General features: G+C 70.7%; 23 protein-coding genes. 18 read left to right on the forward strand and 5 right to left on the reverse strand.

Features of this window, described 5'->3' with window-relative positions; genetic code table 11:
• Positions 1-50: 50 nt before the first annotated feature.
• The 4 genes from I8E28_RS15715 to I8E28_RS15730 are packed head-to-tail and all read left to right on the forward strand — an operon-like array spanning position 51 to position 3290.
• Positions 51-980 (forward strand): sugar kinase, encoded by a 930-nt coding sequence (locus tag I8E28_RS15715; RefSeq protein WP_200789002.1) that lies wholly within the window; start codon positions 51-53, stop codon positions 978-980.
• Positions 977-1885, forward strand: a complete 909-nt coding sequence (locus I8E28_RS15720; RefSeq protein ID WP_200789003.1) for a 2-dehydro-3-deoxygalactonokinase — start codon at positions 977-979, stop codon at positions 1883-1885. The genes I8E28_RS15715 and I8E28_RS15720 overlap by 4 nt, the downstream gene beginning before the upstream one ends.
• Complete coding sequence (locus tag I8E28_RS15725; protein WP_200789004.1) at positions 1882-2508, forward strand: 2-dehydro-3-deoxy-6-phosphogalactonate aldolase; 627 nt, start codon at positions 1882-1884, stop codon at positions 2506-2508. Before I8E28_RS15720 ends, I8E28_RS15725 begins: the two co-directional genes overlap by 4 nt.
• Positions 2505-3290, forward strand: coding sequence for an SDR family NAD(P)-dependent oxidoreductase (locus I8E28_RS15730; protein ID WP_200789005.1), 786 nt, complete (start codon positions 2505-2507; stop codon positions 3288-3290). Before I8E28_RS15725 ends, I8E28_RS15730 begins: the two co-directional genes overlap by 4 nt.
• Here I8E28_RS15730 and I8E28_RS15735 read toward each other — a convergent pair.
• Positions 3283-3441 carry a hypothetical protein gene (locus I8E28_RS15735; RefSeq protein WP_200789008.1) on the reverse strand — a complete coding sequence of 53 codons (159 nt, stop codon included), beginning with the start codon at positions 3439-3441 and terminating at the stop codon, positions 3283-3285. The genes I8E28_RS15730 and I8E28_RS15735 overlap by 8 nt on opposite strands.
• A 2-nt stretch (positions 3442-3443) precedes the next feature.
• Here I8E28_RS15735 and I8E28_RS15740 point away from each other — a divergent pair, with 2 nt between their 5' ends.
• A complete protein-coding gene (locus tag I8E28_RS15740) occupies positions 3444-5591 on the forward strand; it encodes a TonB-dependent receptor plug domain-containing protein (RefSeq protein ID WP_200789009.1) in 2148 nt (715 codons plus the stop codon).
• A gap of 176 nt (positions 5592-5767) precedes the next feature.
• Here I8E28_RS15740 and I8E28_RS15745 read toward each other — a convergent pair whose 3' ends face one another.
• On the reverse strand, positions 5768-7207 hold the full coding sequence (locus I8E28_RS15745; protein WP_200789011.1) for an NAD-dependent succinate-semialdehyde dehydrogenase: 1440 nt from the start codon (positions 7205-7207) through the stop codon (positions 5768-5770).
• Between the two features lie 82 nt (positions 7208-7289).
• Here I8E28_RS15745 and I8E28_RS15750 point away from each other — a divergent pair, with 82 nt between their 5' ends.
• From I8E28_RS15750 to I8E28_RS15765, 4 genes are all read left to right on the forward strand, one after another.
• Positions 7290-7721 (forward strand): DUF1810 domain-containing protein, encoded by a 432-nt coding sequence (locus I8E28_RS15750; protein WP_200789013.1) that lies wholly within the window; start codon positions 7290-7292, stop codon positions 7719-7721.
• A 122-nt stretch (positions 7722-7843) separates the two neighbouring features.
• Positions 7844-8806 (forward strand): UDP-glucuronic acid decarboxylase family protein, encoded by a 963-nt coding sequence (locus I8E28_RS15755; RefSeq protein ID WP_200789015.1) that lies wholly within the window; start codon positions 7844-7846, stop codon positions 8804-8806.
• A gap of 10 nt (positions 8807-8816) precedes the next feature.
• Positions 8817-9821 (forward strand): glycosyltransferase family protein, encoded by a 1005-nt coding sequence (locus I8E28_RS15760; protein WP_200789017.1) that lies wholly within the window; start codon positions 8817-8819, stop codon positions 9819-9821.
• Positions 9818-10402 carry a DUF1003 domain-containing protein gene (locus I8E28_RS15765; protein ID WP_200789019.1) on the forward strand — a complete coding sequence of 195 codons (585 nt, stop codon included), beginning with the start codon at positions 9818-9820 and terminating at the stop codon, positions 10400-10402. Before I8E28_RS15760 ends, I8E28_RS15765 begins: the two co-directional genes overlap by 4 nt.
• Before the next feature lie 33 nt (positions 10403-10435).
• On the opposite strand, the gene I8E28_RS15770 is transcribed toward I8E28_RS15765, so the two are convergent.
• The 3 genes from I8E28_RS15770 to I8E28_RS15780 are packed head-to-tail and all read right to left on the reverse strand — an operon-like array spanning position 10436 to position 13113.
• Positions 10436-11026 carry a histidine phosphatase family protein gene (locus I8E28_RS15770; protein ID WP_200789021.1) on the reverse strand — a complete coding sequence of 197 codons (591 nt, stop codon included), beginning with the start codon at positions 11024-11026 and terminating at the stop codon, positions 10436-10438.
• Complete coding sequence (locus tag I8E28_RS15775) at positions 11023-11961, reverse strand: glycoside hydrolase family protein (RefSeq protein WP_200789023.1); 939 nt, start codon at positions 11959-11961, stop codon at positions 11023-11025. The genes I8E28_RS15770 and I8E28_RS15775 overlap by 4 nt, the downstream gene beginning before the upstream one ends.
• Before the next feature lie 3 nt (positions 11962-11964).
• Complete coding sequence (locus tag I8E28_RS15780; RefSeq protein WP_239027252.1) at positions 11965-13113, reverse strand: inositol-3-phosphate synthase; 1149 nt, start codon at positions 13111-13113, stop codon at positions 11965-11967.
• Positions 13114-13296: 183 nt separating this feature from the next.
• On the opposite strand from I8E28_RS15780, the gene I8E28_RS15785 reads away from it, so the two are divergent.
• Genes I8E28_RS15785 through I8E28_RS15825 form a run of 9 tightly spaced genes read left to right on the forward strand, consistent with a single transcriptional unit; the run spans position 13297 to position 22639 of the window.
• Positions 13297-14412 (forward strand): NAD-dependent epimerase/dehydratase family protein, encoded by a 1116-nt coding sequence (locus tag I8E28_RS15785; RefSeq protein ID WP_200789025.1) that lies wholly within the window; start codon positions 13297-13299, stop codon positions 14410-14412.
• On the forward strand, positions 14409-15464 hold the full coding sequence (locus I8E28_RS15790) for an SDR family NAD(P)-dependent oxidoreductase (RefSeq protein WP_200789026.1): 1056 nt from the start codon (positions 14409-14411) through the stop codon (positions 15462-15464). Before I8E28_RS15785 ends, I8E28_RS15790 begins: the two co-directional genes overlap by 4 nt.
• Before the next feature lie 12 nt (positions 15465-15476).
• The gene (locus I8E28_RS15795; RefSeq protein WP_200789028.1) at positions 15477-16430 is read left to right on the forward strand and encodes an MDR/zinc-dependent alcohol dehydrogenase-like family protein; all 954 of its coding nucleotides are present in this window, start codon (positions 15477-15479) and stop codon (positions 16428-16430) included.
• Positions 16427-17413, forward strand: a complete 987-nt coding sequence (locus I8E28_RS15800; protein WP_200789030.1) for a Gfo/Idh/MocA family protein — start codon at positions 16427-16429, stop codon at positions 17411-17413. Before I8E28_RS15795 ends, I8E28_RS15800 begins: the two co-directional genes overlap by 4 nt.
• Complete coding sequence (locus I8E28_RS15805; RefSeq protein WP_200789032.1) at positions 17403-18524, forward strand: glycosyltransferase family 4 protein; 1122 nt, start codon at positions 17403-17405, stop codon at positions 18522-18524. The genes I8E28_RS15800 and I8E28_RS15805 overlap by 11 nt, the downstream gene beginning before the upstream one ends.
• Positions 18515-19627 (forward strand): CgeB family protein, encoded by a 1113-nt coding sequence (locus tag I8E28_RS15810; RefSeq protein WP_200789034.1) that lies wholly within the window; start codon positions 18515-18517, stop codon positions 19625-19627. The genes I8E28_RS15805 and I8E28_RS15810 overlap by 10 nt, the downstream gene beginning before the upstream one ends.
• Positions 19628-19641: 14 nt before the next feature.
• Positions 19642-20733 (forward strand): CgeB family protein, encoded by a 1092-nt coding sequence (locus I8E28_RS15815; RefSeq protein ID WP_200789036.1) that lies wholly within the window; start codon positions 19642-19644, stop codon positions 20731-20733.
• Entirely contained in the window at positions 20730-21812 is a 1083-nt protein-coding gene (locus tag I8E28_RS15820) for a CgeB family protein (RefSeq protein WP_200789038.1), read from the forward strand. Before I8E28_RS15815 ends, I8E28_RS15820 begins: the two co-directional genes overlap by 4 nt.
• Positions 21809-22639, forward strand: a complete 831-nt coding sequence (locus I8E28_RS15825; protein ID WP_239027253.1) for a TIGR04290 family methyltransferase — start codon at positions 21809-21811, stop codon at positions 22637-22639. The genes I8E28_RS15820 and I8E28_RS15825 overlap by 4 nt, the downstream gene beginning before the upstream one ends.
• Positions 22640-22655: the final 16 nt, after the last annotated feature.

Raw genomic sequence — 22655 nt, forward strand, 5'->3', positions numbered from 1 at the left:
CGCCGGAATGGCAAAGACGGAAGCCGGAAATGACAAGGCGGGCAAGTACGATGCAACCTGTGTACGACGTCACCGCCCTCGGCGAAGGCATGGTCGAGTTCAACCAGACCCGGCCGGGGGAGCGTGCGTGGCTCCAGGGGTTTGGCGGCGACACCAGCAATGCGGTGATCGCGGCGGCGCGGGCCGGGGCGCGGGCGGCGTACCTGTCGCGTGTCGGGGGCGACGAGTTCGGCGCGCTGCTGCTGGACCTCTGGCGTGCCGAAGGCGTCGACACCTCGGCGATCGAGAAGGACGCGAACGCGCCGACCGGCCTGTACTTCGTGACGCACAGCTGCGGCGGCCACTCGTTCAGCTACCGGCGCAGCGGCTCCGCAGCCTCGCGCATGACCACCGCCTGGATCGAGCGGCCCGAGGTGCAGCAGGTGCTGCGCTCGACGAAATTCCTGCACGTGTCCGGCATCTCGCTGGCGATCTCGCCCGATGCACGCGAGTGCACGCTGGTCGCGATGCGCCATGCGCGCGACGGCGGCGCCCGCGTCAGCCTCGATGCGAACCTGCGCACCAAGCTTTGGCCCCTCGAGCACGCCCGCGAGGCGATCGACCATGCGCTGCGGCGTTGCGACGTCTACCTGCCCAGCCTGGAGGACGCGACGGCGCTGCATGGCACCAGCGATCCTGCGGCCATCGCGGACTGCGCCCACCGCGCCGGCGTGTGCACGGTCGTCGTCAAGCTCGGCGCCGACGGCTGCGTCGTCAGCGAAGGCGGGCGGCTGCACCACGTGCATGGCCACCGCGTGCATGCGCTCGACGCCACCGGCGCCGGCGACTGCTTCTCGGGCAACCTGCTCGCGCGCCTGGCGGCCGGCGACGACACGCTGGTTGCCGCGCGCTACGCCAATGCCGCCGCCGCGCTCGCGGTGCAGGGCTGGGGCGCCGTCGACCCGCTGCCGCGGCCGGACGCCGTGCGGGGCCTCGCGTGAGCCGCTGGGTCGCGCTGGACTGGGGCACGTCGTCATTGCGCGCCGCGCTGCTCGACGCCGACGGGACGGTCCTCGACCACCACGAGGCGCCGCAGGGCATCCTGCACGTCTCCGCCGGCGGCTACCCGAAGGTGTTCGCGTCGACGGTCGAACGCTGGTCCTTGCCGCGCGGCACGCTGTGCCTGGCCAGCGGCATGGTGGGCAGCCGCCAAGGCTGGCGCGAGGCGCCCTACGCTCCCTGCCCCGCCGGCCCGTCCGACCTCGCAGCGCGCCTTGCATGGATCGACGATGCGCCGGGCGGCCTGCGCGTGGGCATCGTGCCCGGTGTGTCGACCGACACCGGCGGCCTGCCCGACGTGCTGCGCGGCGAGGAAGTGCAGGTCCTGGGCGCGCTGGCGCTGCTCGGCCGGGAGGACGGCACCTTCGTGCTGCCCGGCACGCACAGCAAGTGGGTCGATGTGCGCGGCGGCCGCCTCGCCGCCTTCTCCACCTTCATGACCGGCGAGGTCTATGGGCTGCTGCGGCGGCATTCGATCCTCGCGCGCACCATGCCCGAGGACGACGGGCCGCTGGACGAAGCGGCCTTCCTGCAGGGCGTGCAGCACGCGCGTCGCGCGCAGGGCCTGCTGCACGGCGCGTTCAGCGCGCGCACGCTGGCGCTGTTCGACTGGCTGGCGGCCGATGCGGCGCCTTCGTACCTGTCGGGCCTGGTGATCGGCGAGGAACTGCGCGCTTGCGACCTCGCCAACACCGGCCTCGATCCCGTCGTGGTCGGCAACCCCGCCCTCACGCGGCGCTACCAGCTCGGGCTGTCCGCGTACGGCCTGCACGCGGTGGTTCCGCCCGGGGAGCCGGCCTGGAGCGGCCTGCACCACATCGCGCGTGCCCTGGAGTCCACCCAATGAATTTCGACGAAGCGTTCGACGCCTGCCCACTGGTGGCCATCCTGCGCGGCCTCACGCCGGCGGAGGCCGTGCCCGTCGGGCGGGCGCTGGTCGATGCGGGCTTTCGCATCATCGAGGTGCCGCTCAATTCGCCCGATCCGCACGCCAGCATCGCGGCGCTCGCACAGGCCTTTCCGCAGGCGTGCATCGGCGCCGGCACCGTGCTGCACCGGACGGCAGTGGGATCGGTGCAGGCCGCGGGCGGCACGCTGGTGGTGGCGCCGAACATCAACCCCGACGTCGTCATCGAAGCCCGCGAGCTGGGCATCGCCTCGCTGCCCGGCGTCGCGACGCCGACGGAAGCGTTCACCGCCCTCGAAGCCGGCGCCACCGGCCTGAAGCTCTTTCCCGCGGAGATGATGGGACCGTCCGTGGTCAAGGCATGGCGCGCCGTGCTGCCGAAGGACACGCTGCTGCTGCCGGTGGGCGGCATCACGCCCGAGCGCCTGGCGCCCTACCTGGACGCCGGCGCCGACGGCTTCGGCATCGGCTCCGCGCTCTACCAGCCCGGCATCGCCATCGACGAGCTCACGCGTCGCGCGCAGGCGTTCATGAGCGCCTGGACCGGTACGATCCAGGCATGACCACGCCCTCCTCCACCGTGTCCTTCGGCCTGCAGGGCCGCGTGTGCATCGTCACCGGCGGCTCGCAGGGCATCGGCGAGGCATGTGCGCGCCGCTTCGCGCGCGACGGCGCGGTTCCCGTCATCGCCGACATCGACCGCGAGCGCGGCGAGGCGCTGGCGCGCGAACTGGGCGGCACCTTCGTCGCCTGCGACGTCGGCGACAAGGCGCAGGTGGACGTGCTCATCGCGCAGACGCTCAAGCAGCACGGCCGCCTGGACGTGCTGGTGAACAACGCCGGCATCTTCAAGGCCGCCGAGTTCCTCGACGTCACCGAAGCCGACTTCGACGCCGTGCTGCGCGTCAACCTGAAGGGCGCGTTCCTGGCCGGCCAGGCCGCCGCGCGCGAGATGGCCAGGGCCGGCCGCGGCGCCATCGTCAACATGAGCTCGGTCAACGGCGTGCTCGCCATCCCCACCATCAGCAGCTACAACGTCAGCAAGGGCGGCATCAACCAGCTCACGCGCGTGATGGCGCTGGCGCTCGCCGACAAGGGCGTGCGTGTCAACGCGGTGGCGCCGGGCACCATCGCCACCGAGCTGGCCGCCAAGGCGGTGCTCACCAGCGACGAGGCGCGCGCGCGCATCCTGGGCCGCACGCCGATGAAGCGCCTCGGCGAGCCGTCCGAGATCGCGGACGTGGTGGCCTGGCTGGCCAGCGACGCGGCCAGCTACGTCACCGGCGAGATCGTCGTCGTCGACGGCGGCCGCATGACGCTCAACTACACGGTCCCCGTCAACTAGATCGCGCCTCCAGGTAGCCGTGCCGCTCCATGAAGAACGGCAGGTCCTGGGCCCAGAACGCCTCGCCGGCGGCAAAGGCAATTCGCGCTAGGGCCCGGCCCCGGACCGCGCCGCGCGGACGGCACAATGCCGGCACAACGACGAGGAGCATCCATGGGACACCCATGGCGCGTGGGAGCGCTGGTGCTGGCGACGCTGGGCACCGCGCAGGCGCAGCAAGGGCCGGACGGCGGCGGCGAGGGCGTGCAGCTCGAACAGGTCGACGTCACCGGCCGGCGCGCCCTGCAGGACCGCTTCTTCGCGCCCGGCTCCATGGTCGTGCTCGACCGGCGCGACATCGAGAAGCTCGGCGCGTTCTCCATCGCCGACGTGCTGCGGCAGTTGCCGGGCGTGGTCGCCACCACCAATGCGGACGGCAGCGTGGAGATCCGCATGCGCGGCATGGAACGCAGCGCCACCCAGATCCTGGTCGACGGCCAGCGGCAGGCGACGGGCCGCGGGCAGCTCGCGCTCGACCAGCTGCCGCCGGAGATGGTCGAACGCATCGAGGTCGTGCGTTCGCCGTCGGCGGAGTTCTCGGGCGCGACCGGCGGCACGATCAACATCGTGTTGCGACAGGCGACGGTGCGGCGTGAAACGACGCTGCGCGTGACCGACAACACCGTCTGGGGGCGCCACGCGGCGCAGATCCATTTCTCACGCACCGGGCCCCTCACCTCGCCACCGCCCGCGCCGGCCGGCGAGCCGGCGGAATCGCCGTGGGCCTACTTCCTCGCCGCCTCCAGCACCGGCGTCGTGCTCGGCTCGGACTCGCACTCGCGCGTCGACGGGCCCGCGGGCACGACGGTCAGCGACGGCGTGTCGCGCTACCGCCGCCAGGAATACGCACTGATCCCGCGCGTGAGCGGCAAGCTCGGTCCGCGCGACCAGCTCAGGCTGGCCGCCGTGCTGAACCGCTCCACCTTCGGCGGCACGCTGGGCACCGCCTCCGAGGCAGCTGGCGGCACACCGGTGGGCACGCTCGACCGGCAGGACCAGATGCGCCACTTCGCGCATTTCGCGATGGACTGGACGCACGGGTTCGATGGCAGCAAGGTCGAGACCAGCGTCATGCGCAACGGATCGCGCGAGCACCTGGGACGCCTCGGCTCGGTGCTCACCGGCGCGTCCGCCGGCACCGGCTCGCTGTTCGACGACCGCCGCCGCGAGGACGTGGTGAACCTGAAGTCCAAGGTCTCGACCACCGGGTCGCCGCTGCTGCGCATGGGCGGCTTCGAACTCGAACGCTGGACGCTCGGCATCGACACCGCCCGCACCGGCGTCGACCCGTTCCGCGCCAATGCGCGGCTGGAACGCGGCGTGCTGTGGGCGCAGGACGAATGGGCGTGGGGCGAGCGCGGCACGCTCACCGCCGGCCTGCGCGGCGAGTCGATCCGCATCACCACCAGCGGCCCGACCCTGGGCACGGTGGAGCGCCACATTCCGGTCGTGCAGCCGTCGGTGCACCTGCGCCAGCCGCTTGGCACCACGTGGCAGTACCGCGCGAACCTCGCGCGCACCACGCGCAACCCGCGCGTGTGGGACCTCATCGACCGCACGAACCCGAGTGCCGGCACGAACACGCTGCTGAACCCGGACTCAGTGGGCAATCCGGCCTTGCGGCCGGAGACGACCTGGGCCCTGGACACGGGCGTCGAGCGGCGTCTCGGCGACGAAGGCCAGGCGGGCGGCAACCTGTTCGTGCGCCGCGTGCAGGACGCCATCGGCACGCTGGTGTCGCAGGCCGGCGGCCGCTGGTTCGAGCAGCGGACCAACGTGGGCGATGCGATGGTGACCGGCCTGGAATTCGACGCGCGCACGGGACTGACCTGGCTCGGGCTGCCGCGCGACTGGACGCTCAACGCCAACTTCAGCCTGCTGCACTCGCGCATGACGAGCGGTGCGAACGAAGGCCAGCGCATCCCGGGCCAGCCGCGCTACACCGGCAGCCTGAACGTCGCCAAGCCGATCCGCCGCTCGGGCGGGCTGTTCGGCGGCTTCACGCTGAACGTGACCGGCGCCGCCGACCTGAACACCTCCCCCGGCCGCACCGGCCGCGATCGCCCGCGGACGACGCTGGATGTGCACTTCGGCGGCGTGGTGGCCGGCCTGGGTTACTGGCGCGTCGGCCTGCAGAACATCACCGACGCCCCGTACCGTCGCACGCGGCGCTACGACGACCCGGTGGCGGGCACGACGACGAGCGAGGGGGACTTGCTGCTCACGCCACGCGCTTACTTGACGATGGGGACGCAGTTCTGAGTGCGCGGCGCAGTCGCGCCGCTTCGTGAACTCCCAAACGCAGAAGTCACGGAAGGCGCTCGGAAGTCACGGAAGGAAGACATCCTTGGATATCCCTTCTGCGACTTCTGCGCTTCTTCCGTGACTTCTGTGTCGAGCCGCGCGCAGCGCCTCCGCTGCCCGCGCGGCGCACTGCCTCAAACGTTGGCGATGGAAACCGAACGCACGTTGAGGTAGGCCTCGAGCGCTTCGGGGCCGCCTTCGCTGCCGTAGCCGGAGTCCTTGATGCCGCCGAAGGGCATCTCGGCGCTGGGCATGGCGGGCATGTTCATCCACAGCATGCCGACTTCGACGCGGCGGGTCAGCAGGTCGGCGTTCTTCAGCGACTTGGTGAACGCATAGCCCGCGAGGCCGTACGACAGGCGGTTCGCTTCGGCGATCGCGTCCTCGAGCTTGCTGAAGCTGCGGATCGCGGCGACGGGGCCGAAGGGCTCGTCGTTGAAGATCTTCGCTTCGAGGGGCACGTCGGCCAGCACGGTGGGTTGCCAGAAGTTGCCGGCGTCGCCGATGCGCGCGCCGCCGGTCAGCACCTGCGCGCCCTTCTTCACCGCGTCCTCGTGGAACTCGGCCATCGCGGTGAGGCGGCGCGGGTTGGCCAGCGGGCCCATCTGCGTGCCTTCGGCGAGGCCGTCACCGACCTTCAGGCCTTCGGCGTACTGGGCGAGCGCCTTGGCGAACTCGTTCTTCACGCTCTCGTGCACGAGGAAGCGCGTCGGCGAGATGCACACCTGGCCCGCGTTGCGGAACTTGGCGGCGCCGGCGGACTTCACCGCCAGCGCGATGTCGGCGTCCTCGCAGACGATCACCGGGGCGTGGCCACCCAGTTCCATCGTCACGCGCTTCATGTGCTGGCCCGCCATCGCGGCCAGCTGCTTGCCCACCGGCGTCGAGCCGGTGAACGTGACCTTGCGGATCGTCGGGTGCGGGATCAGGTAGCTGGAGATCTCGGCCGGGTTGCCGTACACGAGGCCCAGCACGCCGGGCGGCAGGCCGGCGTCGTGGAACGCGCGAATCAGTTCGGCAGGACCGGCCGGCGTCTCTTCCGGTGCCTTGACCAGCATCGAGCAGCCCGCCGCCAGCGCGGCGCCGACCTTGCGCACCACCTGGTTGATCGGGAAGTTCCACGGCGTGAAGGCGGCGACGGGGCCGACCGGGTCCTTCACCACGAGCTGGCGCACTTCGGGCTTCCAGCGCGAAGCGACCGTGCGGCCGTACACGCGGAAGCCTTCCTCCGCGAACCACTCGATGATGTCGGCGGCGGCCATCGCCTCGCCCTTGGCTTCCGCCAGCGGCTTGCCCTGCTCCTGCGTCAGCAGGCGGCCGATCGCCTCGGCGCGCTCGCGCATGAAGCCGGCGGCCTTGCGCATGATCACGCTGCGCGCGGCGGGCGTCATGTCGCGCCAGGTCTCGAAGCCCTTCTGCGCGGCGGCCAGCGCCTTGTCCAGGTCGGCCGTGGACGCATGCGCGACGCGGCCGATCTCCTTGCCGGTTGCCGGGTTGAAGACCGCCAGGGTCTTGCCGTCCGCGGCGTCCTGCCACTGGCCGGCGATGAAGAGTTGCGTGTTGGGGTAGGTCATGGCTCTGCGTGCTGGGTGGGTCCGGAATCCTCGATTCTGTCCCAAACCGCGCGGGCCCCTCCCGCGCGGCTACAGTGGCCGCATGGAACGCGAGGACGGACTGGACCGTTTCGTGGCCGCGCAGGATGGCGTGATGGCCGACGCCGTGCAGGAATTGCGCGAAGGCCGCAAGCGCACGCACTGGATGTGGTTCGTGTTCCCGCAGCTCGCCGGGCTCGGCAGCAGCCCGACCGCGCAGCGCTATGCGATCCGCTCGCTCGACGAAGCACGCGCCTATCTCGCGCATCCCGTGCTCGGCCACAGGCTGCGCGAGTGCTGCGAACTCCTGCTCGAGGCGCCCACCAGCGACGCGCACGCGATCTTCGGTTCGCCCGACGACATGAAGCTGCGTTCGTGCCTCACGCTGTTCTCGGCCGTGGCGCCGGCCGAGCCGTTGTTCCGCGACGTGCTCGCGCGCTTCTACGCCGGCGCGCCGGACGCGCGCACCCTGCAGCTGCTCGGCTCGGCTGCCTGAGCCGCGCAGGAAGCGCGGCACGACCGCGAAATAAACCTGCCCGGCAGGAGCCCGGAAGCACCACGCACGTGCAATAGGTCCCTATAAAGGTTGGAAGAACAACCGGATCCACGGACCGCCCCATGCGCCGCTACAACGGGAGAAGCCAGATCCTGGTGACGGGCGGCGCGGGGTTCCTGGGCAGCCACCTGTGCGAACGCCTGCTGCAGGACGGCCACGAGGTGCTGTGCGTCGACAACTTCTTCACCGGCGCGCGCCGCAACATCGAGCACCTGCTGGACCATCCGCGCTTCGACCTGGTGCGGCACGACGTCACGCAGCCGCTGGTGGTCGAAGTCGACGAGATCTACAACCTGGCCTGCCCCGCATCGCCCGTGCACTACCAGCACAACCCGGTGCAGACCATCAAGACCAGCGTGCACGGCGCCATCAACGTGCTGAACCTCGCGCAGCACTGCGGCGCGCGCGTGTTCCAGGCCTCGACCAGCGAGGTGTACGGCGACCCCGACATCCACCCGCAGCCCGAGAGCTACTGGGGGCGCGTCAACCCCGTCGGCGTGCGCAGCTGCTACGACGAGGGCAAGCGCTGCGCCGAGACACTGTTCCTGGACTACCACCGCCAGTACGGCGTCGACGTCCGCGTGGCGCGCATCTTCAACACCTACGGCCCGCGCATGCATCCCAACGATGGGCGCGTGGTCAGCAACTTCATCGTCCAGGCGCTGCGCGGCGACGACATCACCATCTACGGCAAGGGCGAGCAGACGCGCAGCTTCTGCTTCGTCGACGACCTCGTCGAAGGCTTCGTGCGCTTCATGCAGAAGGACGGCCCGCTGCCCGGCCCGATCAACCTGGGCAACCCGCGCGAGTTCACGATGCTGCAGCTCGCCGAGCAGGTGATCAACCTCACCAACTCGGCCTCGAAGATCGTGTTCCGGCCGCTGCCGCAGGACGATCCCAAGCAGCGCCAACCGGACATCCGGCATGCCAGGGAGATGCTCGACTGGCAGCCCACCGTCGAACTGAAGGAAGGCCTGGCGCGCACCATCACCTGGTTCGACGCGATGCTGAAGGCCGGGCACTGAGCGGCGCCGCATGACCACGCCCGGGCAGGTCGCCGCCGGCTGGACCGCCGCGATGCACGCAGGCGACTGGGAAGCGGCGTGGCGCCACACCGACCTTCTCGAACGGCCGCGACGCGAAGCGCAGGCACGGCCCGGATTCGAACGGCAACCATGGCACCTGGTCTGGGATGGCAGCCCGTTGAGCGATCGCAGCGTGCTCGTGCGCTGCGAGCACGGCCTGGGCGACACGCTCCAGTTCTCGCGCTTCCTGCCCGCGCTTGCGCAACAGGCGCGTGAAGCGCACGTGATGGCGCAGCCGCACCTGCTTCGCCTGCTGCGCGCCGTCCCGGGCATCGGCACCGTGCACGACGGCTGGGCCGGGCCGGACTGGCCCGCGCACGAGCTCGAGGTCGAAGTGATGGAGCTCGCCTATGCGATGCGCGTGACGGCGCGGACCGTGCCGCCGCCGCTGCCCCTGGCCGAACACGTGCATCCGCTGCCCGGCGTGCGCGAACGCGAGGACCGGCGGCTGCACGTCGGCCTGCTCTGGGCCGCCAGCAACTGGGATCACTCGCGGTCGCTGCCCCTCGCTGAACTGCTGCCACTGCTCGACATGCCCGGCCTGCGCCTGTTCGCGCTGCAGCAAGGCCCTGCGGCGCTCGATCCGATCGCGGCGGGCTGGCCCCTCGAGCCGCTATGGCAGCGCACGGACGCGATCGAGGACGCCGCGCACGCGATGCTCGCCATGGACGTCGTCGTCTGCGTCGACGGGATGCCTGCCCACCTGGCCGCCAGCCTCGGCCGGCCCACGTGGCTGCTGCTGCAGCATGAGGCCGACTGGCGCTGGGGCGGCGACCCGGCGCGCACCCCGTGGTACCCGGCCATGCGGCTGTTCCGCCAGGACGAACCCGGCGACTGGCAGGGCGTCATCGCGCGCGTCGCAGGCGGGCTGCAGGACCTGCAGGGGGCGCCGACAGCGAGCGGCGACGCGGGCCGACCCGCCGCGCGAGCCACCGCATCCACAGTGGCCGGATGACCACCTCTGCCCCTGCGCCGCCGGGCAGGCCGCCGCCCCCTGATGCGCGGCATGTCGCCGACGTCACGCGCGCCAACGTGGAGGCGATGCGGCACCTCGACGAGCTGCAGACCCGCAAGCGCAGCTTTGCGGACCGCGTGGCGGACCTGGTGGCGCGCGCCTGCGGCCACATCGTGTTCGTGCTCACGCATTTCGTGGCCCTGGTCGCGTGGGTGCTGTGGAACACGCTCGCGCCGGAGGAGGTGCGCATCGACCCGTTCCCGTTCACGTTCCTCACCATGTGGGCGTCGGTGGAGGCGATCTTCCTGTCGTCGTTCGTGCTGATCTCGCAGAACTACCAGATGCGCATGTCCGAGCGGCGCAACCAGCTGGACCTGCAGATCAACCTGCTGGCGGAGCAGGAGAACTCGAAGATGCTGCTGTTGCTGGAGGAAATCGCGCGCCGCGTCGGCGCGCTGGAAGGCGACGACCCGGAAGTCGGCGTGCTCGTGCAAGCGGCCGAACCCGACATGCTGGCGCGCCAGATCGACGAAGCCTACGAAGAGCCTGCGCCGGCTGCTGCCACACGCGCGCCACGCTGAGTGCGCGGCACTTTCGCGCAGCGCCTCTCCACGTCAGGCCACGCAGTTCAACAGCTTCAACTGCAACCAGCCGTCGCCGGCTTCCAGCACGGACACCGAGGCGGGGGCGATGTCGAACCGCTCGAGCAGGTCCAGCGACATGCCCAGCACGGTGGCGACGATCGCCTTGATCACGTCGCCGTGCGAAGCGACCAGCACGGTGCGGCCGGGGTGGCGGCGGCGCAGGTCTTCGACGCCGTGCACGGCGCGCTGCTGGACCTCCGCGAACGCTTCCCCCTTCGGCGGGCGGGCGCTGCCGCGGCGCTCGTTCCAGTGCTGCCACAACGGGTCGCCCTGCAACTGGCCGAACTCGCGGCCGGTCCAGTCGCCGAAGTCGATCTCGTCGAACGCAGGGGCCACCTCCACCTTCAGCCGCCGGCGGCCGGCAAGCGGTGCGATGGTCTGCCGGGCCCGGGGCTGCGGGCTGCTGTAGAGGGCGTGCAGTTCGCGCCCCTCGAGCCGGTGCACGAGGTCCTCGGCCTGCGTCCAGCCCTGCGCGTTCAGCGACACGTCGCCGAGCCGGCCGGCGATGCCGCGGCCCAGCCAGTCGTGCGCCCCGTGGCGCACGAGCAGGAAGGTGGTCACGCGAGGGCGGCCGCGCCCGCGGGTTCGGCGGCGGCCGCCGCGCCCTGGGCCGGCGCATACCGGCGCACCATGCGCGCGCAGAACTCGGCGAACTCCTCGGGCACCTGCGGCGCGCTGGTGTGGTGCGGCTGCAGGCCGCGCTGCTCGGGCGTGAAGCAGAACGTCACCGTGACGTCGAAGCCGTCCAGCGCTTGCATCTGGCGGTCGAACCAGGCGTCGCAGCCGGGCCGGAAGCTGTCGGCCCACGAGAGGCCGGTGCGCAGCCTGGTCACGCCCAGGCGCTTGAGCCACCGCACCGCGTCCTCGAGCCGGTGATCCTCGAAGTGGAACCACTGGCAGATGCCCAGTTCGGGCGCGAACTCGTGGAAGTGCTTCGCCGCCAGCTTGGGCGTGCCGTCCTCGAGCAGCAGGCCCATGTGGAAGTGGCGGTAGTAGCTCGAGCCTTCCGCCTCGCGGTGCCGCGTCGTCGCCGGCCAGGCCTTGGGCAGGTCATACAGCGAATACCAGTGGATGCGCGGCGCGCGGCCGATCAGCAGTTCGGCGGTGCGCTTCAGGCCCCACGCTTGGACTTCCTCCGCACCGAAGGTCGACACGCCGACTTCGGTGACCCACACCGGCAAGGGTGTCACCGCCTGGATCTCGGCGAGCTTCTCCGGCCACTCGTGGATCGTCCAGTGGTTCCAGTCGAGCGGGAAGCCGTGCACGGCCACCGCGTGCATGTCCGCCAGCGCGCCCTGCTCCCGTAGCAGCGTCAGGAACGTCGGATCGATCGGCGAGATGCCGCCGAGCACGCGCGTGAGCGACGGGCTCTCGGCCTTCACCGCCGTCGCAGCCAGCTGCACCATCTGCGCGAACTTCGGCCACCCCGGGTCCAGCTCGAGGTCCCAGTGCGACTTGTTGTTCGGCTCGTTCCAGAACTTGACGGCTTCGAGCATGGGTCAGGCGGCCTTCGGCGATTCGGCGGGGCTGGGTTCGTCGGTGGGCGCGGTCGTAGGAGCGCGCGGCTTGAGCGTGAGCTCGTCCCCACGAATGAAGGCCTCGACCAATTCGCGCGCCTCGTCGTCGGTGAACTGCAGCGGCGGTGACTTCATGAAGTAGCTGGAGGGCCCGTTCAGCGCGCCGCCGATGCCGCGATCCAGCGCGATCTTCGCGCAGCGGATCGCATCGATCACGACACCGGCGGAGTTCGGCGAGTCCCACACCTCCAGCTTCACCTCGGCGCTCAGGGGCACGTTGCCGAAGCCGGTGCCTTCCATGCGGATGTGGCAGAACTTGCGGTCCTGCAGCCACGGCACGTAGTCGCTCGGGCCGACGTGCACGTCCTTCGCGTCCATGGCGTTTCCCAGCTGGCTGGTCACCGCCTGCGTCTTGCTCACCTTCTTGGACACGAGCCGCTCGCGCTCCAGCATGTTGAGGAAATCGGTGTTGCCGCCGAAGTTGAGCTGGTAGGTGCGGTCCAGGCGCACGCCGCGCTTGCGGAACAGGTCGGTGAGGATGCGGTGCACGATGGTGGCGCCAACCTGGCTCTTGATGTCGTCGCCGATGATGGGCAGCCGGCGCTGCGCGAAGCGCTTGTTCCAGTACGGCTGCGATGCGATGAACACCGGGATGCAGTTGACGAACGCGCAGCCGGCTTCGAGCACCTGCTCGACGTACCACTTGGTCGCCATTTCCGAACCCACGGGCAGGTACGACACGACGACGTCCGTCTTCGTCGCCCTCAGGATGCCGATGATGTCGTCGGTGCTGCGCGTGGACTTGGGCACCACGTCCTTCAGGTAGCTGCCCAGCCCGTCGTGCGTCATGCCGCGCGACACCTCGACGCCCAGCGGCGGAACGTCGGCGAAGCGGATCGTGTTGTTTGGCTCGGCGTAGATCGCGGCACCGAGATCGAGGCCGACCTTGTGCGCGCTGACGTCGAAGGCGGCGGTGAACTCGATGTCGCCGGGGCGGTACCCACCGAGGTCCACGTGCATCAGGCCCGGCACGAATTCGTCGGCCTTCGCATCACGGTAGAAGTGCACGCCCTGGACGAGCGACGACGCGCAGTTGCCGACGCCGATGATGGCCACCCTGATCCTGGACATGGACTGCTCCTTCCCGCTGCCGCGAACACCGGTTGCTTCATCGTAGCCAGCGAGGGTGCGCAGCGATGCAGGTTTCCTGCTCATCACTGCAAATATTTTCTTCTGCCGAGCTGCCAAGGATCGCCACGCGAGGTACTTACCTGCATAACATGGATCGAGCACTTAACCGGAAGTACGGCCGAGATGAAACACGTTCTGATCACGGGCGGAGCAGGCTTCATCGGGTCGCACGTGGCCGACGAATTGCTCGCCAACGGATACCGCATTCGGGTGCTCGATGGCCTCGATCCGCAGGTGCACGGCGAGCAGCGCAAACGCCCCGACTATCTCGCGCCGGACGTCGAAGTCCAGGTCGGCGACGTGTGCGACAAGGAAGCGGTACGCAAGGCATTGCAGGGCATCGACGCGGTGTTCCACTTCGCGGCCGCCGTCGGCGTCGGCCAGAGCATGTACGAACTCGCGCACTACACGCGCGTGAACAATCTCGGCACCGCCGTCCTGCTGGAGCAGATGATCCAGGAGCCGGGACGCAAGCTCGTCGTCGCTTCGAGCATGAGCCTCTATGGCGAAGGCCTGTATCGAAACACGGCTGGGCAGGCCTGCGAAGCCGGTGAACGATCGCTCGAGCAGTTGAAGCAGGCCGACTGGGAACTGCACGCGCCGGATGGCAGCGTGCTCATGCCCGTGCCGACGCCGGAGACGAAGCCGCCGGCGCTGGCCTCCATCTACGCGCTGTCCAAGTACGACCAGGAGCGCATGTGCCTGATGACGGGCCGCGCCTACAACTTCCCGGCCGTCGCGCTGCGCTTCTTCAATGCGTACGGGCCGCGGCAGGCGCTGTCGAATCCATACACCGGCGTGCTCGCCATCTTCGCGTCGCGCCTGCTCAACGGCAGTGCACCGAAGATCTTCGAGGACGGCCTGCAGCAGCGCGACTTCGTCAGCGTCTACGACGTCGCGCGCGGCTGCCGGCTCGCGCTCGAGTCGCAGCAGGCGACCGGCGACGTGTTCAACATCGGCAGCGGCCGGCCGCTGACGGTACGTGACGTCGCTGGCAAGCTGGCGCAGGTGATGGGCAAGCAGGGCATCGAGCCCGAGATCGTCGGCAAGTACCGCGTCGGCGACATCCGCCACTGCTTCGCCGACATCTCCAGGGCGCGGCGCGTGCTGGGCTACGAGCCGCAGGTGACCATCGAGGACGGCATGGCGGAACTCGCCGCGTGGCTGGAAGGGCAGGCCGCCGTGGACCGCGTGTCGCAGGCCGCGGCGGAACTGGCCCGGCGGGGGTTGACCGTATGAGCGAACAACTCACGCTCATCACCGGTGGCGCGGGCTTCATCGGCTGCAACCTCGCACATCGCCTGCTGTCGTCCGGCCGCAAGGTCCGGGTGCTGGACAACCTCACGCGTCCCGGCGTCGAGCTGAACCTGCAGTGGCTGCGCGAGCAGCACGGCGACCGGGTGCAGGTCGTCATCGCCGACATCCGCGACGAGAAGGCGGTGACGCAGGCCGTCGCCGGCACCACGCAGGTGTTCCATTTCGCGGCCCAGGTGGCGGTGACCACCAGCCTGGACCTTCCCCGCGAAGACTTCCTCGTCAACGCGCAGGGCACGCTCAATGTGCTGGAAGCAGCGCGCGCGCGCCCGGTACCGCCCTTCGTGCTCATGACGTCGACCAACAAGGTCTACGGCGGCCTGGGCGACCTGCAACTGCAGTGCCTGGACCAGCACTACCAGCCGACCGACCTGGCCATCCGCGCGCGTGGCGTGTCGGAGGCAAGGCCACTCGACTTCCACAGCCCTTACGGCTGCTCCAAGGGCGCGGCGGACCAGTACGTGCTGGACTACGCGCGCAGCTACGGCCTGCTGACCATGGTGTTCCGCATGAGCTGCATCTACGGCCCGCGGCAGTTCGGCACCGAGGACCAGGGCTGGGTGGCGCACTTCATCCTGCGCGCGCAACGCGGCGAGGCGATCACGCTGTACGGCGACGGCAAGCAGGTGCGCGACATCCTGTTCATCGACGACCTCGTCAACGCGTTCCTGCTGGCCGAGCAGCACGCGGAGCAGCTGGCGGGCCGTGCCTTCAACATCGGTGGCGGGCCCGCCAACACGATCAGCCTGCTCGACCTGCTCGACCGCATCGAGGCGCTGTCGGGCCGCCGCCCCGCGACCTCGTTCGATGCCTGGCGCACCGGCGACCAGCGCTACTACGTGAGCGACACCCGTGCCTACGAGCACGCCACGGGCTGGCGCGCACGCGTGCGGGCCAGCGAAGGCATCGCGCGGCTGTACGAATGGTTGCTGGTGCACCGCCGCCCGCAGCCGGCGCCGCTGCACGCCGTGCACTGAAGGATCGACCGGATGCAGGCATGCGTGATCACGGCGCCCCAGGTCGCGCAGTTGCAGGACGCCGCCCGTCCCGAGCCCGGCCCCGGCCAGGTGCTGCTGCGGCTCGAAGGCTCGGGCGTGTGCGCGTCCAGCATCCCGGTCTGGGAAGGACGCGAGTGGTTCCGGTACCCGCAGGACGCGGGCGGCCCGGGACATGAAGGCTGGGGCCGCGTCGCCGCGCTCGGCGACGGCGTGACGGGGCTCGCCGTCGGCGACCGCGTCGCCGCCCTCACCTACCGTGCCCATGCCGAGTACGACCTCGCGGACGCGAAGGCGGTGGTGAGGCTGCCGGCTTCGCTCGACGGCAAGGCTGTGCCCGGCGAGCCGCTGGGCTGCGCGGTGAACATCTTCCAACGCAGCGAGATCCGCGCCGGCCAGGCGGTGGCCATCGTCGGCATCGGCTTTCTCGGCGCGCTGCTGACCCAGCTGGCGACGCATGCCGGCGCGCGCGTGATCGCCGTCTCGCGCCGCGCCGATTCGCTCGGGTTCGCGCGCCGCTTCGGCGCGCAGCACGCCGTCGTGATGGACGACCACCATCGCGTGCTCGAGCAGGTGAAGCAGCTCACCGGCGAGCGGTGGTGCGAACGGGTCATCGAATGCACCGGCCTGGAATGGCCACTGCAGCTGGCCAGCGAGATGTGCGCCGTCCGCGGCCGGCTGGTGATCGCGGGCTACCACCAGGACGGCATGCGGCAGGTCAACGTGCAGCTGTGGAACTGGCGCGGCCTGGACGTCATCAACGCGCACGAGCGCGACCCGCAGGCCTACATCGACGGCATGCACGAAGCAGTGCGGCTGATGGAAGAAGGCGTGCTCGACCCGGAACCGCTGTACACGCACCGGCTGCCGCTGGACAAGCTGGGCGACGCGCTGGAGCTGACACGCACGCGGCCGCAGGGGTTCATGAAGGCATTGGTGCTCGCATGAGCCTGCCCCGACTCGGTTTCCTCGGCATCGGCTGGATCGGCCAGCACCGCTTGCAGGCGCTGCTCGACGAGCAGCTGTGCGAGGTCGTCGCCATCGCGGATCCCTCGCCCGAGGTGCAGTCCAAGGCGCGCGAGCTCGCGCCGCAGGCCGCCGTCGTCGACACGCTCGACCAGCTGCTGGCGCACACGCTCGACGGCGTCGTGATCGCCACGCCCAGTGCTCTGCATGCGCAGCAGGCGATGCAGGCGCTGGAGCGCAAGGTCGCGGTGTTCTGCCAGAAGCCGCTCGCACGCACGGCGCAGGAAACGCGGGCGATCCTCAATGCGGCCCGCGAGGCCGATCGGCTTCTCGGCTGCGACCTGTCGTACCGCCACACCGAAGCCATGCGCCGCATCCGCAACGAGGTCGTGGAAGGCGCCATCGGCAAGGTCTATGCGATCGACCTGGTGTTCCACAACGCGTACGGCCCCAACAAGGGGTGGGCGCGCGACATGCAGCTGGCCGGTGGCGGCTGCGCGATCGACCTGGGCACGCACCTGGTCGATCTCGCCTTGTGGGTGCTGGGCGCACCGCCGGCGGCGAAAGTGTCGAGCAGCCTGTTCGCGCGCGGCCGGCGGCTGCCTGTGCGACCGGACGAAGTCGAGGATTACGCCATCGCGACGATCGAGACGGCGGAGGGAACGGCCATCCGGCTGGCTTGCTCCTGGGAGATTTCCGCCGGCCGCGACGCGATCATCGAAGCGCACTTCCATGGCGAGCGCGGCGGCGCCTCGATGCGCAACCGCAACGGCTCCTTCTTCGATTTCGTCGCCGAGCGCTACGACGGCTCGCGGGTGACGACGCTGTCGCAGCCGCCGGACGCCTGGGGCGGCCGCGCCGCGTGCGACTGGGCGCGGCGGCTGCAGGCCGGCGCCCGCTACGAGCCCGCCATCGAATCCCTGCAGCAGGTGGCCACCCTGATGGATGCGATCTATGGACGCTGAACGACGGCCCACCGTGCTGATGACCGCCGACACCGTCGGCGGCGTCTGGACCTACGCGGTGGATCTCGCGCGGGCGCTCGCCCGGCGCGGCGTGGACGTGCACCTGGCGACGATGGGCGCGCCGATGCGGCCGCACCAGCGCATGCAGGTGGCTGGTTGCGAGGGCGTCACGGTGCACGCCAGCGAGTGGCGCCTGGAGTGGATGGACGATCCCTGGGACGACGTGGTGCTCGCCGGCGCGTGGCTGCTCGGGCTGGAGCGCCAGGTCGAGCCGGACCTGCTGCACCTGAACCAGTTCACGTTCGGCAGCCTGCCGTTCCTCGCGCCGCGCGTGGTGGTCGCGCACTCCTGCGTCTACTCCTGGTGGCAGGCCGTGCACGGCGAACTGCCGCCGGCGAGCTGGGGCTTGTACCGCGCGCGCGTCGCCGCGGGCCTGTCCGGGGCCGACCTCGTTGCCGCGCCCACGCAGGCGATGCTGGACACGCTCGCCCCCAACTACAGCCTGTCGCTGCGGCGCGCGCGCGTGCTGCCCAACGGGCGCAGTCCCGCGCTGTTCCGTCCCGGCGGCAAGCGCCCGGTGGTGCTGGCGGCGGGCCGCTTCTGGGACGACGCCAAGAACCTCGCGGCGCTCGACGCCGTCGCGCCGGGACTGCCGTGGCCGGTCCGCCTTGCCGGCTCGTGCACCCGGCCCGACGGTCGCGTGATCGAACCGCGCGCGGTCACGCCGCTGGGCGAGCTGGCCACCCACGAACTGGCTCGCGAATTCGCCGCCGCGTCGGTCCTTGCCCATCCCGCGCGCTACGAACCATTCGGCCTGTCGGTGCTGGAGGCTGCGCTGTCCGGCTGCGCGCTGGTGCTGGGCGACATTCCGAGCCTGCGCGAGGTGTGGGGCGACGCGGCGACCTATGTCCCGCCCGACGACCACGCCGCGCTGCGGGCGACGTTGCAGCGGCTGGTCCGCGACGACGGCGCACGCGGGCGACTGGCGCTGGCCGCGCTCGAGCGCGCGCAGGACTTCACCACGGAGGCGATGGCCGACGCCTGCCTGCAGACCTACGCGGACCTCTCGCCGGTCTTCGCCCCGCTCGTCGAGGAGGCGCAATGCGCCTAGTCCTGTTCTGCCATTCGCTGGTCTCGGACTGGAACCACGGCAACGCGCACTTCCTGCGCGGCGTGTGCACGGAACTGCTCGCACGCGGCCACGATGTGGCGGTGTACGAACCCGCGAACGCGTGGAGCGTGCGGAACCTGGTGGCCGAGCATGGCCAGGCGCCGCTGGGCGGATTCGCGGCCGCCTACCCGCACCTGCGCAGCCACACCTACGACCTCGCACGCCTGGACCTCGACGTCGCGCTGGACCGCGCCGACCTCGTAATCGTCCACGAGTGGAACGACCACGCGCTGGTGAAGCGCATCGGCGAGCACCGGCGCGCCCACGGCGGCTACCGCCTGCTGTTCCACGACACGCACCACCGCAGCGTGACCGAGCCGCAGGGCATGGCCGCCTACGACCTGCGCCACTACGACGGCGTGCTCGCCTTCGGGTCCGTCATCCGCGACCTGTACCGGCATCACGGGTGGGCGGAGCGCGCGTGGACCTGGCATGAGGCGGCGGACACGCGGATGTTCAAGCCGCTCCCCGCGCGCGCCCGCGATGGCGACCTGGTGTGGATCGGCAACTGGGGCGACGACGAACGCACCGCCGAACTGCACGAATTCCTGCTGGGGCCGGTGAAGGACCTCGGCCTGAAGGCCAGGGTGCATGGCGTGCGCTATCCGCAGCAGGCGCTCGACGCGCTGCGCGGCGCGGGCATCGCCTACGGCAACTGGCTGCCCAACTACGAAGCGCCGGCGGTCTTCGCGCGCCACGGCGTCACGGTGCACGTGCCACGACGGCCGTACGTGCAGGCGCTGCCCGGCATCCCGACGATCCGCGTGTTCGAGGCGCTCGCCTGCGGCATCCCGCTGGTGTCCGCGCCCTGGGACGACGTCGAGGGCCTGTTCGAGCCGGGGGCGGATTTCCTGGTCGCACGCGACGGCGCGCAGATGCGCGAGCACTTGCGCAACGTGCTGAACGAACCGCGCCTGGCCCGCTCGCTCGCCGACCACGGCCGCCGGACGATCCTGGCGCGCCACAGCTGCAGCCATCGCGTCGACGAACTGCTGGGCATCTACGCCGAGCTGGGCGCGCCCCGCGCCATCCTCGCCGCCTGAATGAAAGAGCCCGGATGAACATCGCCTTCTTCGCTTCCAGCCTCGTGTCGGCCTACTGGAACGGCGCGGCGACGTACTACCGCGGCATCGTGCGTGCATTGCACGAGCGCGGCCACCGCGTGACCTTCTACGAGCCCGATGCGTACGACCGGCAGAAGCACCGCGACATCCCCGACCCGCCGTGGGCCGAGGTGGTCGTGTACTCCGCGCAGGACGAAGCCGAGGTGTTGCGCACGGTGGAAAGTGCGCGCGGTGCCGACCTGGTGGTGAAGGCCAGCGGCGTCGGCGTGTATGACGAGTTGCTCGAACGCGCGGTCCTGGACCTGCAGGGGCCGTCCACGCTGGTCGTGTTCTGGGACGTCGACGCGCCGGCCACGCTGGACCGCATGCAGTCGGATGCGCGGGACCCGTTCCGCGCGCTGGTTCCTCGCTACGACCTCGTGCTGACCTACGGCGGCGGCGAGCCGGTGCGGCGCGCCTACCGCGGCTTTGGCGCGCGCGAGTGCGTGCCGATCTACAACGCGCTCGACCCCAGCACGCACCACCCGGTGCCACCGCAATCCAGTTTCGAGGGCGACCTCGGCTTCCTGGGCAACCGCTTGCCTGACCGCGAAGCACGCGTCGAGGAGTTCTTCCTGCGCGCGGCCACTCGCCTGCCGCAGCGCAGGTTCCTGATCGGCGGCAGCGGCTGGGGCGACAAGCCGATGCCGCCCAACGTGCAGAACCTCGGCCACGTCTACACGGCCGACCACAACGCGTTCAACTGCACGCCGCTGGCGGTGCTGAACATCAGCCGCGAAAGCATGGCGCGCTACGGGTTCTCGCCCGCCACGCGCGTGTTCGAGGCCGCGGGCGCCGCGGCTTGCCTGATCACCGATGCCTGGGAAGGACTGGAGACGTTCTTCGAGCCGGGGGCCGAGATGCTGGTGGCGCACGACGGCGCCGAAGTCGCCGCGATCGTCGATGCGCTGGACGCGAGCAGGGCCAGCGCAGTAGGCCAGGCGGCGTACAAGCGCGTGCTGGCCGAACACACGTATGCGCATCGGGCCGCGCTGTTCGACGAGGTCCTGCAAGGCCGCGCCACGGAAGTGGAGACGCTCGCATGACGCGCCTGTCCATCGTCATCCTTGGCTTGTCGATCACGTCCTCGTGGGGCAACGGGCATGCGACCACGTACCGGGCCTTGGTGCGCGAACTGGTCGCCGCCGGCCACGACGTGCTGTTCCTCGAGCACGACAAGCCCTGGTACGCCAGCCACCGCGACCTGCCGGACCCGCCGTGGGGCCGCACCGGGCTCTACGCGACGCGCGACGAGCTGCAGGATCGGTTCGCCGGCGACGTGCGCGCGGCCGACCTGGTCATCGTCGGCTCGTTCGTGCCCGAAGGCGCGGCCGTCGGCGACTGGGTGCAGCGCGAAGCGACGGGCACCGCGGCCTTCTACGACATCGACACGCCGGTCACGCTCGCGCGGCTGGCGCGTGGCGAGCACGACTACCTGCGGCCCGACCAGGTCGCCGGCTACGGCCTGTACCTGTCCTTCACCGGCGGCCCGACACTGCGCCGCCTGGAGCGCGAGTTCGGCTCGCCGCGTGCGCGCGTGCTGTACTGCTCCGTCGATCCGCACCTGTACTTCACCGAGCCGCAGGAAGCGGCCTGGGACCTCGGCTACATGGGCACCTACAGCGACGATCGCCAGCCCGGCGTCGACCGGCTGCTGCTGCAGCCCGCGCGCGAGTGGGCGCAGGGCCGCTTCATCGTCGCCGGCCCGCAGTACCCGGTGAGCATCCAGTGGCCGGGCAACGTCGAGTACCGCCCGCACCTGCCGCCGGCGGAGCACCGCGCCTTCTACAACCGCCAGCGCTTCACGCTCAACATCACCCGCGCCGACATGGTCGCGGCCGGCTGGTCGCCCAGCGTGCGCCTGTTCGAGGCGGCCGCCTGTGGCGTGCCGATCATCAGCGACCGCTGGGAAGGGCTGGAGACGCTGTTCGCACCGGGCCGCGAGATCGTGCTGGCCCACACGCCGGCGGAAGTGCTGGCCGTGCTGCGCGGCATGGACGAGGACGAGCGCCAGGCGATGGCCCGACGGGCGCGCGCGCGCATCCTGGCCGAACACACGGCGGCGCACCGCGCCGCGCAACTCGTGGGGTACGCGCTGGACCTGCAGGTGGAGCCGGCACGATGACGATGGAGCAGGACACGCTGGAACGCGCGGCGCGCGCGCCGCGCGAGGCGGCACTGCGGCGGAAGATCGAAGCGCTCGGCCCCTGGTTCCACAACCTGCATCTCCCCGGCGGCGTGCAGACGCTGCCGGACAGCTTCATCGGCGGCGACTTCCCGCGCTTCAAGTGGCTGGACATCGTGCCGCACCTGCCGCTGGACATGGCGGGCTGGCGCGTGCTGGACGTCGGCTGCAACGCGGGCTTCTACAGCTTCGAGCTGGCGAAGCGCGGTGCGTCGGTGCTGGCGATCGATGTCGAGGCGCTGTACCTCGCGCAGGCGCGCTGGGCGGCGAGGCAGTTCGGGCTCGAGCGGCAGGTCGAGTTCCGGCAGATGGGCGTCTACGACGTCGCCACGCTGCAGGAGAGCTTCGACCTCGTGTGGTTCATGGGGGTCTTCTACCACCTGCGCTACCCGCTGCTGGCGCTGGACATCCTGGCGCAGAAGACCCGGCGGCTGCTCATGTTCCAGACGCTGGAGATGCCGGGCGAGGACGTGGCCGCGGACACGAGCGACCGTCCCTTGGACGAGCGCGACGCGTTCCTCGCGCCGGGCTGGCCGAAGATGGCCTTCATCGAGCACCGCTTCGCGGGCGACGAGAGCAACTGGTGGGTCGCCAACCACGCGGGCGTCGAAGCCATGTTGCGCTCGGCCGGCCTGCGCGTGCGTGCACGGCCCGCGGGTGAGATGTACCTGTGCGAGCCGGACCCGGCGAGCAAATCGCGCCACTGGATCGCGCACGGCCTGGCCGGCCACGCGGCCGGCGCGCTCAAGACCCTCGTGGAGAAATGATGTGGTGGACGGGCGC

Origin of the sequence: Ramlibacter algicola (genome assembly GCF_016641735.1) — a bacterium.
GTDB classification, from domain to species: Bacteria; Pseudomonadota; Gammaproteobacteria; order Burkholderiales; family Burkholderiaceae_C; genus Ramlibacter; species Ramlibacter algicola.